Origin of the sequence: Dactylosporangium sp. NPDC048998, assembly GCF_043197855.1 — a bacterium.
Taxonomy (GTDB): Bacteria; Actinomycetota; Actinomycetes; order Mycobacteriales; family Micromonosporaceae; genus Dactylosporangium.
Map to the genome: position 1 here is coordinate 19,676 of NZ_JBICTV010000024.1, position 14,770 is coordinate 34,445.

A 14,770-nucleotide genomic window follows, 5' to 3' on the forward strand; every position below is an offset into this window, starting at 1 on the left:
CGCGTCAACGAGGCCGCGGACGGTCTTCGCGTGTTGCTCGACGAGGCTGCCGCGGCACGGGCCGCCCGCGCAGAGGCGAGCGGACAGGACGGCACGAGCGCCGTCTGCGCCTGGAACCACTTCGAGAACATCCCGACGTTCTACAACTGGAACAACCGTCCCCGTTGAGGGTTGTTCGCGTCGTAGCGGCCGGCCTGTCCGGTTCGGTCCGCATGAAGCCGACCGAGCCGGGCCGGGCCTAGCGCCCCGGGGCGAGTGGGAATCACTCCGGGGCGATGCCTACGCCGAGACACCCGCATGGCGGTCCGTCGAGAGAACGGCCACCATGCGGGTGCTGTGAACACGACTCGGGCACGTGGTTGTCCACGTGCCCGTGAGCCGGGTTGACCGATGGTCAACGACCCCGTGAGCGCCAATCACTGTCGCTAGAGGGGTCGTCGTAGTCGTCGTCCTCGTCGTCAGCCTCATCATCGACTTCGCCACCATACTCGGCGTAGTCGTCGCGTGACTTAGGGCTTCCCGTCGCGAGCTCGCGTTGCAACGCTTCGAGGTCGGTGTTGGGGGAGTGATATTTCAACTCCCTGGCCACCCTAGTCTGCTTGGCCTTCGCACGGCCGCGCCCCATGGCTCGACCCCCTCGCACAGAATTACGGGGCAGCCATTACCGGCAGGCCCCGACAACGTCAGGCATCTCTCGTGGCTCTTACGGTACATGTCGCGGGCACCTTTCGGCATCTCGCCCCTACCGACCATTTCGGTGGCGTTGCTTACCCGACCGGACCGGTCGGGTAAGCACCACGTCTAGGTCGGGGTCGTCACGCCCGCTCTGCGCCCCCGTGCATGGTTTATACCAAGATGGTACGGAGCCTTCCGACTTCGGCCATCCGCCGTTCGGCGAGACGGTCTGCGGCCAGCGCCGGCGGCACGCCCTCGGCGTCCGCCAGTTGCAGGATCTGACGGGTGGTGTCGTAGATCCGCCCCGCCCGTTCCTTCGCCCGGGCGAAGTTGAAGCCCTCGATCTCGTCGGCCACCTGGATCACCCCGCCCGAGTTGACCACGTAGTCGGGCACGTAGAGCACGTCGCGCTCGGCGAGAAGCTTCTCCACCCCCGCATGGGCCAGCTGGTTGTTGGCCGCGCCGGCGACGATCTTCGCCCGCAGGACGGGCACGGTCTCGTCGTTGAGGGCGCCGCCCAGCGCGCAGGGCGCGTAGACGTCGATCGCCGAGGCGATCAGGGCCTCGTTGCTGTCGACCAGGTCGACCTGGGGATACGTGGAGCCCGCCCAGTCCCGGGCGCGCTCGGAGACGTCCGTGGCGACCACGGCGGCGCCGTCCTCGAGCAGATGACGGGTCAGGTGCTTGCCGACCTTGCCGAGGCCGGCGATGCCGACCCGGCGGCCGGCGAGCGACGGGGTGCCCCAGCGGTGCTCGGCGGCGGCACGCATGCCCTGGAAGACGCCGTAGGCGGTCAGCACGGAGGAGTCCCCCGCGCCGCCGTGCGACTCGGAGCGGCCGGTGACGTACTTCGTCTCCTTGGCCACGATGTCCATGTCCTGCACGTACGTGCCGACATCACACGCCGTGTAGTAGCGGCCGCCGAGCGACTGCACGAATCGCCCGTAGGCCCGCAGCAGCGCCTCGCTCTTGTCCTTCTCCGGGTCGCCCCAGATCACCGCCTTGCCGCCGCCGAGGTCGAGACCGGCGAGGGCGTTCTTGTACGCCATGCCGCGCGACAGTTCGAGCACGTCGTGCAGCGCCTCGTCCTCGGAGGCGTACGGGTAGAACCGCGTCCCGCCGAGCGACGGCCCGAGGGCGGTCGAGTACACGGCGATGATGGCCCGCAGGCCGGATTGCGGGTCGTGGCAGAACACGACCTGTTCGTGGTTGCTGGTGAAGACACCCATGGATGCTCCTGAAGCGATGCGCGGCCCGTCCTCGTGAGACGGGTGCCGCAGACGGAGTGCGGTGAACTGACCCTAACCCCGACACGTGGCGGTCGGGTCGAGGGCAGCTTCGCGCCGTCCGGGCATTTCGTGCGACGATCGGGCCGTGCCGTCGCTCTTCGCGTCATACCTGCGGGTGTACGAGCCGCTGGCCGCCTTCGACCGCGACCACCAGTTGTACTGGCGTCGCTACGTCAAGGAGGGCCGAGCGGTGGCGCTGTCCGACGGCCCAGGCCGCCAGCGCACCGCGGTGCTCGAGGCCCTCGGCGCCGGCTGGACCCGGCTGCCGGCGCTGCCGGAGGACGCCTACGTCCTGGAGGCCGACGACACGCTGCTCGTCTGCCCGTGGAACCTGCGCATCCGGGTCGCCGAGGCCGCACTGACGGCGCGGGACGGGGTGCCCAGCATCATCGCGGACGCGTTCGTACCTCCCGTGCTCGCCGGCCTCGCGCAGACCATCGTGGACGACTGGCGCAGCGGCGACCACGTCCTCGAGCGCGGCCTGCCGCGCGTCCACGAACAGGTGGCAACCTGGGGGGTGCCGCTTCGCTGGTTCGTCTTCGTCGACCTGGAGGAGCGCGAGCTGTCGTTGCGCCCCGGCCGACGGGTGCTGCGCTACCGGACGGAGATCTCGAAGGCCCGACGGCGGGCGCATCGGGCTTATGCCGTTCTTCGGCGGGCCATAGGGGATGCGCCGATCACGGTCGCCGTCGAGGAGACGGCCCGGTGGCTCGAGGAGTTCCACTCGCGGTCGATCGTCGAGCTCGACTACGGCGGCCTCGTGAACCTCATGTCGGACGACGCCCTCGCCACGGACGACTCTCCCGGCCTGGTGTCGGCCGGCCTGTCCGACGTCGCGCGCGGAGACGCGGACGCGGCCACCGAGGTGTACGAGCGGCTCGTCGACCGGTGGCGGGCCGTGCAGCTGCTGGAGCGCTGCAACTAGGAGCGACCGCCAGTCGGGCCGTCGACATCCCGAGAATCGACGTCTGCGCGGCGCTGGCACGCGCCCGCGATCTGCACCGACCTTGCCAAGGCGGCCAGCACAACGTTTCCGCGATCATGCAGCACCCGCCGGCCGAGCACTCGGTTCGCCTTGATCACGGAGTGGACACGTACAAGGAGCAGCACGTTCACTCCATGATCATGGAAACCCCGGTCGGGCGGGGCGGGTGTCGCGGTGGGCGGCGAAAGCCGGAAATAGCCGGGCGGGCGGATGAAAGTTGCCGACGAACGGGTCTGTCGCGGCAGGAGGCCGCGGGTTCTTGGCACCGCGAGCATGGCAGGGAGGCGCGCCAGCGCGCTGCCGCCTCGCCCAGTCTGGCTCGATGAGGCTTCGCTCCGATCGACCCAGACCAGGCGCTCACGGCAGGAACGGTCGCGCGTTGCACGGACCGGAGTCATGAAGTTGATGAAGTTAAATGTCCGGTTCGTCACCCACCCGATCGGGTGTCACTCTTAGCAACCGAATCACACCCAATCGGTGCCCGTTATGCCTCATTGAATGAGATTTGTGGGCTACCCATCACCCCGGAGGGTGAGCTAGATTCGTGGTTAAGCACTCACCCTCCGTCGCCACCGGTCACCTTTTATCCCATTTTGGACCACCAAAATGGGAAAATTCACTTATTCATCATCCGTCCATACAGGGACCTTCAGCCGTTCGGCCCATGTCGGACATCGGGGACTAGCCGGACCATAGGAAACGCGTCGGCCGGCGGGACCCCGTCCGACGTTCCTGGGTACCTGTGGAGGAGTGACCGATGCCATCTCGCACGCATGAACCTGAGCCGTTGCTCACGCCGGCTGAGGTCGCGTCGATGTTCCGCGTCGACCCGAAGACCGTCACCCGTTGGGCGAAGGCGGGCAAGCTGAGCGCTATTCGCACGCTCGGCGGTCACCGACGCTACCGCGAGTCCGAGGTGCGGGCCCTGCTCCAGGGCCAAATTCCCCAGCAACGCCAGGGCGACTGACGCAGACAGTACCCCGCGTCACCCACAGGCGCCAAACGCCCAAGCTTGTTTCCGCGACGCGCTCGGATCGTCACCCCCCGGTGATCCGAGCGCGTCGCTTTGCTTGAGGGGTACGCGTTCACGCCAGCGTGATGCGAATGCCGATCGTGGCGTCGGCACCGCGGCGGAGGATGCTGGCCCACACGAACAGGCGGCCGCGGAGGCCGTACTTCTTCTTGATCAGCTCACGCGCCGCGGTGCCGCCGTCCGGGCCGAGCAGCGTCGCCCGGGCCTGGATCGGCTCGCCCTTCGGCACGCCCCGCACGTTGCACGGCGCGACGGTCACCGCGCCGTCGCGGCGGATGCGCTTGGCCTTGCCGGAGTCACCCACGGTCCACACGAGGAGTGCGTCTCCGTCACGCGCGGCCCAGACCGGGGTGGGCACCGGGGTTCCGTCCCGGCGAAACGTGGTCAACAGGAGATACTGTTCCTCGCCCAACTGCTCCACGGTGGCGGGAGTGTTCGTCATACGACACACCGTACGAGCAGCGCAACCCCCAACGGGGCCTTCACACGCCCGGGTGACGGGGAGCTAATCTGATGGTCCAGCCCAGACCCCCCGGAGATCATGATGAAGCTGTCGATCCTGATGCCGGTCTACAACGAGGAAGAACGCGTCGCCGACGCCGTGAAGCAGGCGCTCGACGTGAACTACCCGACGGAGATCGAGCTCGTGATCGTCGACGACGGCAGCCGTGACCGCACGGCCGAGATTCTCGGTGGGCTGAACGACGACCGGCTTCGCGTAATTGTGCACCCGCGCAACAAGGGCAAGGGCGCGGCGATTCGCACGGCGGTGGAGAACGCGACCGGGGATTACATGGTCATTCTCGACGCCGATCTCGAGTACGACCCGCAGGACATTCCGAAGCTGCTCGAGCCGGTGCTGGACGGCCGGGCCACGGTGGTCTACGGCAATCGGACGTTCGGGAGCCACAGCTCCTTCTCCTTCTGGTATGTCATGGGCAACAAGGCCGTCACGACCGCGGCCAACATGCTGTTCAACTGCTACCTCGGCGACCTCGAGACCTGCTTCAAGCTCATGCCGGTCGAGCTGTACCGGTCGCTGCAGGTGCGCTCGGCCGGCTTCGGCATGGAGGCCGAGGTGACGGGCAAGCTGCTGCGCAACCGGCACCGGCCATACGAGGTCCCGATCTCGTACCGCGCCCGCACCCGCGAAGAGGGCAAGAAGATCACTTGGAAGGACGGCGTCGAGGCGCTGTGGATCCTGTCCCGCGAACGCGTCCGCAAGCCGTCCCGCCCCGTTTGAGCCACCCGCCCGAGCTGCTGAGCATCGGAGAGCTCTCCGTGCGCAGCGGCGTCGCGCCGTCCGCCCTGCGGTTCTACGAGAAGATGGGCCTCATCCGGGCCACGCGCACCAGCGGCAACCAGCGCCGGTACGAGCGCACCGAGCTGCGCCGGGTCGCCTTCATCCGCATCTCCGCGCAGGTCGGCGTGCCGCTGGAGACCATCAAGGAGGCGCTGGCCTCGCTGCCGGCCAACCGCACGCCGACCAAGGCGGACTGGGCCCGGCTCTCGGCCGGCTGGCGCGGCCACCTCGACGAGCAGATCAAGCTCCTCGAGCGGCTCCGCGAAACGCTCACCGGCTGCATCGGCTGCGGCTGCCTGTCGCTCAAGACGTGCGGCCTCGTCAACACCGACGACCGCCTCGCGGCCAAGGGCCAGGGCCCGGTCATCCTCACCCGGCCCTGATCAGCGCGAAATGGTCAGCAGGATCTTGCCGAAGTGCCCGTTCGACTCGAGCAGCCGGTGCGCCTCGGCGGCCTCCCCCATCGGGAACCGTTCGTGGATCACGGGGTGCACCATGCCCTCCTCCACCAGCGGCCACACCTCTTCGCGCACCCCGCGGACGATCGCGGCCTTCTCCGCCGCCGGGCGCGCGCGCAGCGTCGTACCCGCCACCGTGGCCCGCTTGGTCAGCAACTGGCCCAGGTCCAGGTCGCCACGGCGCCCGCCCTGCAGCCCGATCACCACCAGCCGCCCGCCGACCTTGAGCGCGTCGACGTTCTGCTTCAGGTAGCTCCCGCCCATGATGTCGAGGATGACGTCGGCCTGTACCGACTTGCTGAAGTCCTCGGCCGTGTAGTCGATCACGCGCTCCGCGCCCAGCTGCAGCAGCCGCTCATGCTTGGCCGCCCGCGCCGTCGCGACGACCGTCGCGCCAAGAGCCTTTCCCAGCTGTACCGCGAACGTCCCGACCCCGCTGCCACCACCGTGCACAAGCAGCGTGTCCCCCGGCTTGAGCCGCGCCACGTCCACGACGTTGGAGAACACGGTCGCCGCGACCTCGGGCAGCCCCGCCGCGTCGACGACCGAGACCCCCTTCGGCACGGGCAGAATCTGACCGGCGGGCGCGACGGCGAGCTCCGCATACCCACCCCCGCTGATCAGCGCACACACCTCCTGACCCACGTGCCAGCCGTGGACCCCGTCGCCAAGCTCACGGATGCGCCCGGAGACCTCCATCCCGGGGTACGGCGGGGCGTCCGTCGGCGGCGGATAATTCCCCTGCCGCTGCAGCGCGTCGGCACGGTTGACGCCGGCCGCCGCCACCTCGATCAGTACCTCGCCCGCGGCGGGGGCCGGATCCGGCACCTCCGTCCACCGCAGCACCTCGGGCCCACCGGGCCGTTCGATCGTGATCGCATGCACGGCTCCATCATCGTCGGTCCCACCACGGACGCCACCCGTGGTGGTCCCATCCGCCTCGATGGAGCCCTGCGCCCCTGTCCTAGTCCTAGTCCTAGGCCGTGCCTTGGTCTGTGCCTTGGTCCGCGCTCGGTGGCCCGGCCGGGTCTTCGGTCGGCTGTTCGGGCGGCTCTTCGGGCGGCGGGGCCGTTGGCTTCGGGGTCGGCATCGTGGTGGTGCGCGCCGCGGCTCTGGGGCTCCACGATTCCACGACGGCGCGTTTAGCATCTTCGGGACCGTTGGCGCCCCCGAGGTCCAGCACCGGAACGGGGCGCGGCCGGCACGTTGCCGAAGGCGAGCGGCCCACCGACGCGAATCGACGGTGCCGCGGGCATTACCATGCCCCCGTCGCCGCTGGCCGGCGGCGAGGTCCCGACGTTTTGGTCGTACGCGGCCGCCCGGACCATCACCCCGAGCGCGGCGACACCAACCCCACCGGCGACGAGCCCGACCAACGAGGGCCAAACGACTCGGCGATGCTTGGTGACGTATGCCGCACGAGGATCGTTGAAGAAGAGGTGCACGGTCCCGTTCCCCCCGTCTGATCTTTCATAGACCCCGAGTCTGCGCAGCTCACCCCCTGGGGAGCGGGACATTTGCGACATCATGTCCGAGAAGTCATCAGCCCGCGTTCCCCCACCCAGCCACCCCACAACCACGAACGACGTCCCTCACGTGGGTGACGAGGCTAGGCGAGCGGGTATCTGGCACACTTAGCGTCGTTCCGCTGGAGGGCTCGCCTAGTGGCCGATGGCGCCGGTCTTGAAAACCGGTGAGGCGTTCCGCGTCTCCGTGGGTTCGAATCCCACGCCCTCCGCCAAAGATCAGCAGAAACGCCCGCTGAGCAGCAAGAACGCTACTCAGCGGGCGTCTTCGTCTGTTAGCCGGCTGTCCCGTTGGATCTCAGCGAACCTCGCTGTGGCCCACTGGTTGTGCATGAGCTGTGCATGGGAGTGGTCGTGGCGTATCGATCCAGCAGTTCCCAGGTACCCATGACCGATGCGGTCGTCCGGATGAGTGCTGTCAGCGCAACTCGTACGTGCGTATCAAGTGCGGCCTTTCGTTCAGCAAATATTCCAGTCGAGCGTCGTTCCAAAGTTCAATGCTCGGCCTGTTGCCGCGAGAGTTGTGACGCTCGATCCATGCGACGGCATCCGATGTAAATCGTCCACTGGTCGCGATAACGACTACGTCAAATGGTGGGTCTTGCCAGTGGCTGACGCTAACGATAGCTGTATTAACATCGACGTCCCGGATCGAGCGTGACAGCCAATGCTTGCATTGGATAGCTACCCTTTGTGAACTATGGCCGCTCAGCGGATCTCGCCGTAGGCGAACTGCACTCACATCCCTGCCATGGTCGGGGGCGTTCGTTTGCATTAGCCAGTCAACATTCTCGTAGCCCTCGGTTTCAACAACTAGCTGAAATATCAGACGTTCAAACGATTCCGAGTCGATGTTTGTCCAGGCGAGTTCCAGCCCTGCGCGCCTAACCGGCAGGTCGATGGGTGAGTACGCCATGGAATTGTCGAGTTTAAGGGCTCGTGAAAATAGAATGTGAGATAGCGTTGATAATGGCAGGCGGGCATCGCGTTGATAGACGTTAACCTGCCACCCTTGAGCATATGCGCGCTCGACGTCCGCCGAAATCCTGGTAATCGCACTGTTGGCTGCCTGCCTTGCTTGCACCTTCTCTCTTGCGAGATAGGCCGCGCTGTCCCTAGCTGCCCGCCAAATGAAGTAGTACATTTGCCCTATCGAAAACCACTTGAGGGCTTGGCGGAACACGTCGTCGGTCTTCTGGCCTGGTGTGAAGTCAAGACCGTGACGCTTTAGCAAGTGCACCAGGTAAGCCTTACACTCGGACGTCGCGACATCAAACCAGAGTTCAGAGAACTGTTCGACCCAATGGTCCGGCCAGGCTTCTCGGCTGATTACCTGCGTCAGGCTCGCTAGGTATGCGTCAATCCGGCCCTCGAGACTACCAGTCCCTGAGAGATAATAGGAGACGGCAGTAGGGTAGAAGCCTTCTAATGTGCCGTCGGGCTTCCAGGTGAAGGCTTGCGGTGGGGACGATGGATGCACCTGTATAAGTGCTTTGTCAATCAGCGCTTCTAGCAGTTTATGATCGTAGTCTGACGTCGGCGTGAGACGGTCAGTTCGATTCTCCAAAGCGGTGATGATACCGCCAGATATCTCCTCGGCGTCTTCCAGAAGGGCCGCCAGAGCCAAAGCTGTGGACAAATCGAGGTCTGCGGCGTCAGGCGTGATTCCGTCATTGCTGACCGCACAACATTCGAGAATCGAAGCTCTCTTGATGGCGTTTAGTCGCTCACGTTCCTCCTCTTGCTGACGCTTATCCGCCTCACTACACGTCCGGCAGCGAGTCGGGCCGAAGCGCGCGCCCGAAGTCCAGTCTGATCGCGACCTGTAAATGAAGCCCTTCTTACATTCACTGCAACGGCGGCTTCTTGACCGGGCGAAGCAAGCCTCGGCGACGATCTTGCTGACTTTGTGGGAGGGTTGGCCGAATTGCTCAGAAAGTGCCTTGACAGTGTATGTGAAAGATCCGTCATCACTTGTGGTCCAGTACATCGAACAAAGTTCGGCGAGGCGGGCATCGTCCGTACTGACCTCGACGTCAAACTCTGGCACAGGACCTCCCAGGCGCTGCGACGAACCTTCCACAGGCGTGACCCAACCGCGTCGGCCGAGCATTGTTCTCGGTATTGGAACGATCCGATACGGGCTCGGCGGCCATGTCGGCATAGCAGTCTAGCGCCCACCAAGAAGACTGTCGTACTGATGCAGTGCGGGTGACGTCCCGCTCACCGCCGCCAGGTGCCGCTCTTTTCGCCCCGGTTGTTGATGATCCAGTCTCTGATTCGACGGTATGTGCTACCCCGGAGGAGCCCGCTTCGGCCGCCCCAGCAACGGTTAGCGTGCGAAACCACTTGGCGCGTTTCCTAAGTGGTTGCTCGGCTGTTGCAGCGCTGCTTCGATGCGGCGCCGGGCTGCCTCATCTTGGCCGTCGATGGACTTGGCGTAGACCTTCAGCAGCACGTTGACGCTGTGGCCAGCCCACTCCGCGACCTGTGTCGCTGGAACGCCAGCGTTGAGCCACAGCGACACGGCAGCGTGCCGGAGGTGATAGGGGCACCTTCGCCAGCGGCGAACGCTGCTGCGCCTCCGTCAAGACCATTGCCCGCGCCTGTCGCCACACCCGGCTGTAGGTCTCCTTCGACACCGGCCCGTACTGGTAGTAGCGCCGGACGAATAGCCTCCCGTCTGCGGCCGCACCGTGCTCGTCAACATGCTGTCGCAGCAGACGCACCAGCTCCGGCACCACCGGAACGATGCGGGTCGCGCTGGTGGCGCGATGCTTCAACGCGCGGTCCTCCATAACCTCGCCGCTGTCGCTCCATTCCTGGCCGGCCCGCCAACTTCGAGCCGGAATCCTGACCAAGCGCCTCGGACCGGGCGAGAAGCTGCCGTCTCAGCCGGACCTCGCCAAGCACTACGGGGTTGCCCGGGAGACGGTCAAACGCGCGCTCGACGCGCTGCGCGCTGAGCGGCTCATCGTGTCGCGCCAAGGCAGCGGCGTGTTCGTCCGCGCGCAGACCCAGCGACCGGTCGAGCTACGGCCGCACCTGGAGGCCGCGTTCGAGCGCGAAGAAGTGACCATCGACTTCGCCGGCTTCTCCGGCGAGACCTTGCAAGGCGCGCTCGCCGAGGTGCTCGACCGCGTGCGCGCCGGCCAGTTGGCGCCCAAGCGCATCGCGCTGCGCGTCATGGTCTCCGACATGGGTGTACCCATGGCGCTGCCCGCACGGGCCGGTACCGGCGCTGATGACCCGACTGTGCGTGAGCGCATGGAGCGGATCACGCACCGCTCGCTTGACGCGATCATCGACCAGGTCCGCGAACTCGGCGACCTCGGCCTGGTCGAGTCCGCCAACGTCGCGGTACGGCTGCACTCGGCGTCGCCGCTGTTCAAGCTGTACATCATCAACAACACCGAGGTCTTCTTCGGCTTCTACCCGGTCACCGAACGCACCGTGGCCCACCGCGGCGAGCCGATCGCCATCTATGACCTGCTCGGCAAGGACGTGCCGCTGTTCAACTACCAGGTCAGCGAGGAAGACGCCTCACACGGCACGCAGTTCGTCGCCGCCTCCAAGCAATGGTTCGACTCCGTATGGAACAGCATCACTAGGGAGTACCAAGGATGACCGCCGACCTGACCGAGCTGCTCGACCGCAGCCGGGCGATCCTGCTCGACTTCGACGGCCCGGTGTGCAGCATCTTCGGAGGCCACCCGGCACCGCTGGTCGCCGCCGAACTGCTGAACCTGCTCGACGTCCGCGGGGTCGACCTCGCCGGCGACATCCGCGACGAGACCGACCCGATGGAGGTACTGCGCTGGTCAGCCACGCTCGGCAAACCCGAACTGACCCGCGAGGTCGAAGACGGCTTATGCCGCGCCGAACTGCTCGCTACACAGTCCGCGATCCCTGATCCGTACGGCCGCGAGGTCATCGTTGCCGCCCGCGGCGCCGGAAGGCCGGTCGCGATCGTCAGCAACAACTCGGCCCCCGCCATCGACGCGTACCTCCAGGCGCATCGGCTCGCCGGGCACATCGCCTACGTCGCCGGCCGCGCCTACGCCCAGCCCGAGCGCATGAAGCCCAACCCCGAGCCGATCTGGCGCGCGGCCAGCGCGCTCGACGTGGAGCCAGCGGCGTGCGTACTGATCGGAGACTCGCTGTTCGACATTGAAGGCGCGCACGCGGCCGGCGTGCCCGTCATCGCCTACGCCAACAAGCCACCCAAGGTCCAGCGCTTCACTGACGCTGGCGCCGACGTCGTGCTAACCAGCATGGCCGACATCGCCACCGCCCTACTGGCCTTGACCGCCGAGCGGTAGACCCAGCGGCCTGCTACGCCGCTGGCCGATCTACAACCGACCAGGCCACGCCCGCCCCTCGCACGGTTCGGGTGACCGCATCGAGCGCCGCCCGCAGTTGCTCGACCTGAGCAAGTGTCAAGTCATGCGCGTCGCTGACCCCGAGGTGCGTCACGAAGGTCAGCCCGACCAACGGTGTCGCACGGTTGTCGAGCAACTCGACGTTGACCCCGCAGCCCGCGCGGTCATCGAAGCGCACCGTGCAGTCAGGCGGAACCTCATCGGCCGCCATACGGGAAAGGACTTGGTCGACGGTCATTCAACGCTCCTCAGTGTGTGTTGATGGGACGGCCGGCGTTGGCAACCAGCCGAGAAACTGGTCGTAGAGGTCTGGAAGTTCGGTGACGCCGAGGTCTGCGGACGCCTCGGCGAGCCGCAGGGTCATCAGCACCGCGAGTGCGGCGGGATCGTGCTCGAACTCGCCCGACAATCGGCGTCGCACCGCCGCACACGGCCACGGGCGACTACGGCGCACACAGACCCACGCCGGCCGCGCCGGCAGGTGCGGCACCGCCGCACACGGCCACGGGCGACTACACCGCACACAGGCCCACGCCGGCCGCGCCGGTAGGTGCCGATCCCCGGTCTCAAGCTCAACCGTCCGCCCAAGCACGGCGGCGAGCTGGCGAGCATGCGCCGATGCACCGGCGGCGAGCCGCAACGCCCCTCGGATGGCGTCTACCGGCCGAGTGGCGTTGCCGCTTGTCAGGATCAGACGGCGTGCGTCATCAGCGACGACCAGGACCAAGAGACCGTCAAGGTGTTCGGTTCGGGCGACGACCAGGACCAAGAGACCGTCAAGGTGTTCGGTTCGGGCGACGACCGTCGGCAGATCCAGGCCAGTCAGGTCCGCAGACGTGGCGTCGCAATGCGGCGATGCCTGCTCACGCATCCGACCTCCCTAACGTCGCTACTGATGCGTCCGCCCACACCGCCGAGGTCTGGAGGCCTGAGCGTTGCCGCTGCTAAGAGGCGATCCCGTGGTGACGATGTGGGTGACAGCGGCGACGTTCGAACCGCCATCAAGCCCGCAAGCAGCAGGATAGTGCTGTACGTACCTGTACGTCTAGCTACGTAGTTGAAGGAACGCCCATGTACCTGCACATCTACGTTGCCGACATGGTCGATCCGGACGGCCCCACGCCCGTATACGTGCAGATCGCCGACATCATCCAGCAACGGATCGAGGCCGGCGAGCTACAGCCCAACCGTCCGATTCCAAGCGAACTCGCCCTTCAGCAAGAGTTCGGCGTAGCCCGAGGCACCGCCCGCCACGCCGTCGAGCTCCTCCGCGAACGCGGCCTTGTCTTCACCGTCCCTCAGCGCGGTACCTTCGTTGCAGAGCCAACTGAAGATTCGAACTGACGCTAGTCAGCGCCCTGCAGTCCGCAGCCGTCGAGCGTCGGAGCCAGCGACGCGACGGATAAGAACAACCCGAGGCATCCTTGATGCGCTAGGTTGATTCGGTCCGAATCGATGCGCTCCCACATCAGGTCGATCCGTCGCCTAGTGCGAAGCCGTCGAACGGCAGCGGAAGGAAGAAATGACACACGCATCCGAGCAACCATTCAGGCCACAGGCGGTCACATACTCCATTCCGCAGATCGTAGACTTCGCGTTGAAGGGAATTCTACGAGTACCCCGTTTTCAGCGGAGCTTTGTATGGGATGAAGAAGACGTTCGAGATCTATTTGATAGCGTGTGGCGAGGTTTCCCAATCGGAACCCTTCTCCTATGGAGAAGCGACGCCGATGCCGAGACGGTGAGCTTCGGACCGTTGGCGATTGCAGCACCGGAACGAACCGACGCGCTGTGGGTGGTCGACGGTCAGCAGCGAATAACCTCCATGGTCGGAGTCCTGAACTCCAGGTACCGGGACGTGGACAGGCGATTCGACCTCTATTTCGACCTACGCAAAGGCAGATTTGCAAATGCCAGCGGAAGATCCATACCGCCAACCTGGATTCCGTTGCATGAAGCGGTCGAGACCAGGTCGTTGCTGTCCTGGCTGCGTGACCACTCCGCAGATCTGGAGCCAGAGGACTTCGACGCAGCCGACGAACTTGGTGGCGTCCTACGCGACTACCAGGTTCCCGCATACATCGTGGTCGGAAACGATGATCGGTTGCTGAGAAACATTTTTGACCGTGTCAACTCGGCTGGCAAGCCGATCGGTCGTGCGGACGTATTTCATGCGCTATTCGCCAGCGATACCGAACCGGGAAGCCCGCAGACGGTCGTTCAGAGCCTGTCGAGGCTCGGATTCGGTCGAGTCGACCCCGACCGTGTTGTGCAAAGCCTCCTCGCGTTGAGGGGCGGAAACATTCAACGAGACTTGCATGACGAATTCTCAGAGGGCGAAGACCCAGCCGTTTGGTACGACAGAACAGAACAAGCGATGGCCCTTGCGATCGGGTTTCTGAGAAAGCAAGGCATTCCACACCTTCGGCTTGTGCCGTCTACCCTGCCGTTGCCCGTGCTCGCCGCCTACTTCCATCTCCATCCAGATCCTTCGCCATGGGCACAACGCCTCCTTGCCCGCTGGCTTTGGCGTGGATGGGTACACGGGTTTGGACGCCGAGGACAAACGCCAGCTTTGCGCCAGGCTATTTACTATATAAACCCGAAAAAGATGCAGCCGGAGTTAGCGCCGAGCGAGGACCAAGCTGCTTTGAGCCTTCTTAAAGCAGTCTCGAATGAAGAGTCATTCAGCTTACGACTGGATCCGTTTCGCACCGAGTCCTCACCCGCGAGATTGGCACTCATTGCTCTTGCTTCGCTTGGTCCGATGGATCGAGACGGAAATCACGTCGATCTCGCAGCACAGTTCGAAGAGTACGGCGAGAAGGCGATCTCAGAACTTGTCACCAATAGGAGAGGGCAACTCGGTGCCCGGGGGCTTTGGCCATACAGAACCGCGCGACCGACTGGACGTGAGAACTCCGATGTCTTGAGGAGCCATGCGATAAGCGGTCAGGCGGCGGCGTACCTGTCAGAGGGGAAGCTAGACGAGTTCGTTCAAGAGCGGGCGAAAGATATCGATACTCTCACGTATCGGTTCGTAACCGCGCGACTCGAATCGAAGAGTCCGGCAAGGCCTTCTATAGCTAGCTTGGTTGTTGAAGACGAGGAGGTGTAGC

Annotated in this window: 18 protein-coding genes and 1 tRNA gene; 10 read left to right on the forward strand and 9 right to left on the reverse strand. The window is 65.3% G+C overall.

Going from position 1 to position 14,770, the window contains the following annotated elements; genetic code table 11:
- The first annotated feature begins 30 nt into the window (after nt 1-30).
- The gene (amcA, locus tag ACGFI8_RS35415; RefSeq protein ID WP_392811456.1) at nt 31-168 is read left to right on the forward strand and encodes a multiple cyclophane-containing RiPP AmcA; all 138 of its coding nucleotides are present in this window, start codon (nt 31-33) and stop codon (nt 166-168) included.
- A gap of 226 nt (nt 169-394) precedes the next feature.
- On the opposite strand, the gene ACGFI8_RS35420 is transcribed toward amcA, so the two are convergent.
- Both ACGFI8_RS35420 and ACGFI8_RS35425 read right to left on the reverse strand, forming a co-directional pair.
- Entirely contained in the window at nt 395-625 is a 231-nt protein-coding gene (locus tag ACGFI8_RS35420) for a DUF3073 domain-containing protein (RefSeq protein WP_392811304.1), read from the reverse strand.
- 220 nt (nt 626-845) lie between these two features.
- Entirely contained in the window at nt 846-1,904 is a 1,059-nt protein-coding gene (locus ACGFI8_RS35425) for a Glu/Leu/Phe/Val dehydrogenase dimerization domain-containing protein (protein WP_392811306.1), read from the reverse strand.
- Between the two features lie 145 nt (nt 1,905-2,049).
- Here ACGFI8_RS35425 and ACGFI8_RS35430 point away from each other — a divergent pair, with 145 nt between their 5' ends.
- Nucleotides 2,050-2,889, forward strand: coding sequence for a hypothetical protein (locus ACGFI8_RS35430; protein WP_392811308.1), 840 nt, complete (start codon nt 2,050-2,052; stop codon nt 2,887-2,889).
- Here ACGFI8_RS35430 and ACGFI8_RS35435 read toward each other — a convergent pair.
- Nucleotides 2,886-3,380 (reverse strand): hypothetical protein, encoded by a 495-nt coding sequence (locus ACGFI8_RS35435; protein ID WP_392811309.1) that lies wholly within the window; start codon nt 3,378-3,380, stop codon nt 2,886-2,888. The genes ACGFI8_RS35430 and ACGFI8_RS35435 overlap by 4 nt on opposite strands.
- 326 nt (nt 3,381-3,706) lie before the next feature.
- Between ACGFI8_RS35435 and ACGFI8_RS35440 the strand changes: the two genes are divergently transcribed.
- Entirely contained in the window at nt 3,707-3,916 is a 210-nt protein-coding gene (locus ACGFI8_RS35440) for a BldC family transcriptional regulator (RefSeq protein ID WP_033365012.1), read from the forward strand.
- 118 nt (nt 3,917-4,034) lie between these two features.
- Here the strand turns inward: ACGFI8_RS35440 and ACGFI8_RS35445 are convergent, their stop codons facing one another.
- Entirely contained in the window at nt 4,035-4,424 is a 390-nt protein-coding gene (locus ACGFI8_RS35445) for a PPOX class F420-dependent oxidoreductase (protein ID WP_392811311.1), read from the reverse strand.
- A gap of 102 nt (nt 4,425-4,526) precedes the next feature.
- On the opposite strand from ACGFI8_RS35445, the gene ACGFI8_RS35450 reads away from it, so the two are divergent.
- Nucleotides 4,527-5,225, forward strand: a complete 699-nt coding sequence (locus ACGFI8_RS35450) for a glycosyltransferase family 2 protein (RefSeq protein WP_392811312.1) — start codon at nt 4,527-4,529, stop codon at nt 5,223-5,225.
- A complete protein-coding gene (soxR, locus tag ACGFI8_RS35455; RefSeq protein ID WP_392811313.1) occupies nt 5,222-5,668 on the forward strand; it encodes a redox-sensitive transcriptional activator SoxR in 447 nt (148 codons plus the stop codon). The genes ACGFI8_RS35450 and soxR overlap by 4 nt, the downstream gene beginning before the upstream one ends.
- Here soxR and ACGFI8_RS35460 read toward each other — a convergent pair whose 3' ends face one another.
- Nucleotides 5,669-6,628: an NAD(P)H-quinone oxidoreductase gene (locus ACGFI8_RS35460; RefSeq protein ID WP_392811315.1), complete on the reverse strand. Its 960-nt coding sequence runs from the start codon at nt 6,626-6,628 to the stop codon at nt 5,669-5,671.
- 765 nt (nt 6,629-7,393) lie between these two features.
- On the opposite strand from ACGFI8_RS35460, the gene ACGFI8_RS35465 reads away from it, so the two are divergent.
- Nucleotides 7,394-7,484, forward strand: a tRNA-Ser gene (locus ACGFI8_RS35465).
- Between the two features lie 203 nt (nt 7,485-7,687).
- Here ACGFI8_RS35465 and ACGFI8_RS35470 read toward each other — a convergent pair.
- Complete coding sequence (locus tag ACGFI8_RS35470; protein ID WP_392811317.1) at nt 7,688-9,319, reverse strand: restriction endonuclease; 1,632 nt, start codon at nt 9,317-9,319, stop codon at nt 7,688-7,690.
- A 282-nt stretch (nt 9,320-9,601) separates the two neighbouring features.
- Nucleotides 9,602-9,727, reverse strand: a complete 126-nt coding sequence (locus ACGFI8_RS35475; RefSeq protein WP_392811318.1) for a hypothetical protein — start codon at nt 9,725-9,727, stop codon at nt 9,602-9,604.
- Nucleotides 9,728-10,020: 293 nt separating this feature from the next.
- Here ACGFI8_RS35475 and ACGFI8_RS35480 point away from each other — a divergent pair, with 293 nt between their 5' ends.
- Nucleotides 10,021-10,896 (forward strand): GntR family transcriptional regulator, encoded by an 876-nt coding sequence (locus ACGFI8_RS35480; RefSeq protein ID WP_392811319.1) that lies wholly within the window; start codon nt 10,021-10,023, stop codon nt 10,894-10,896.
- Nucleotides 10,893-11,591: an HAD family hydrolase gene (locus ACGFI8_RS35485; RefSeq protein WP_392811320.1), complete on the forward strand. Its 699-nt coding sequence runs from the start codon at nt 10,893-10,895 to the stop codon at nt 11,589-11,591. The genes ACGFI8_RS35480 and ACGFI8_RS35485 overlap by 4 nt, the downstream gene beginning before the upstream one ends.
- Nucleotides 11,592-11,604: 13 nt before the next feature.
- On the opposite strand, the gene ACGFI8_RS35490 is transcribed toward ACGFI8_RS35485, so the two are convergent.
- Nucleotides 11,605-11,889, reverse strand: coding sequence for a hypothetical protein (locus ACGFI8_RS35490; RefSeq protein ID WP_392811322.1), 285 nt, complete (start codon nt 11,887-11,889; stop codon nt 11,605-11,607).
- On the reverse strand, nt 11,890-12,522 hold the full coding sequence (locus ACGFI8_RS35495) for a hypothetical protein (protein WP_392811324.1): 633 nt from the start codon (nt 12,520-12,522) through the stop codon (nt 11,890-11,892).
- 227 nt (nt 12,523-12,749) lie between these two features.
- Between ACGFI8_RS35495 and ACGFI8_RS35500 the strand changes: the two genes are divergently transcribed.
- Nucleotides 12,750-12,995 (forward strand): GntR family transcriptional regulator, encoded by a 246-nt coding sequence (locus ACGFI8_RS35500; protein WP_392811458.1) that lies wholly within the window; start codon nt 12,750-12,752, stop codon nt 12,993-12,995.
- A 178-nt stretch (nt 12,996-13,173) separates the two neighbouring features.
- Nucleotides 13,174-14,769 (forward strand): DUF262 domain-containing protein, encoded by a 1,596-nt coding sequence (locus ACGFI8_RS35505; RefSeq protein ID WP_392811325.1) that lies wholly within the window; start codon nt 13,174-13,176, stop codon nt 14,767-14,769.
- The last annotated feature ends 1 nt before the right edge of the window (nt 14,770 follow it).

Excerpts from the sequence above, each read along its gene's own strand:
- ACGFI8_RS35420 (WP_392811304.1), bottom strand. The coding sequence starts at position 625 with ATGGGGCGCGGCCGTGCGAAGGCCAAGCAGACTAGGGTGGCCAGGGAG.
- ACGFI8_RS35425 (WP_392811306.1), bottom strand. The coding sequence starts at position 1,904 with ATGGGTGTCTTCACCAGCAACCACGAACAGGTCGTGTTCTGCCACGAC.
- ACGFI8_RS35440 (WP_033365012.1), top strand. The coding sequence starts at position 3,707 with ATGCCATCTCGCACGCATGAACCTGAGCCGTTGCTCACGCCGGCTGAG.
- ACGFI8_RS35445 (WP_392811311.1), bottom strand. The coding sequence starts at position 4,424 with ATGACGAACACTCCCGCCACCGTGGAGCAGTTGGGCGAGGAACAGTAT.
- ACGFI8_RS35450 (WP_392811312.1), top strand. The coding sequence starts at position 4,527 with ATGAAGCTGTCGATCCTGATGCCGGTCTACAACGAGGAAGAACGCGTC.
- ACGFI8_RS35480 (WP_392811319.1), top strand. The coding sequence starts at position 10,021 with ATGCGGGTCGCGCTGGTGGCGCGATGCTTCAACGCGCGGTCCTCCATA.
- ACGFI8_RS35485 (WP_392811320.1), top strand. The coding sequence starts at position 10,893 with ATGACCGCCGACCTGACCGAGCTGCTCGACCGCAGCCGGGCGATCCTG.
- ACGFI8_RS35490 (WP_392811322.1), bottom strand. The coding sequence starts at position 11,889 with ATGACCGTCGACCAAGTCCTTTCCCGTATGGCGGCCGATGAGGTTCCG.
- ACGFI8_RS35495 (WP_392811324.1), bottom strand. The coding sequence starts at position 12,522 with ATGCGTGAGCAGGCATCGCCGCATTGCGACGCCACGTCTGCGGACCTG.
- ACGFI8_RS35500 (WP_392811458.1), top strand. The coding sequence starts at position 12,750 with ATGGTCGATCCGGACGGCCCCACGCCCGTATACGTGCAGATCGCCGAC.
- ACGFI8_RS35505 (WP_392811325.1), top strand. The coding sequence starts at position 13,174 with ATGACACACGCATCCGAGCAACCATTCAGGCCACAGGCGGTCACATAC.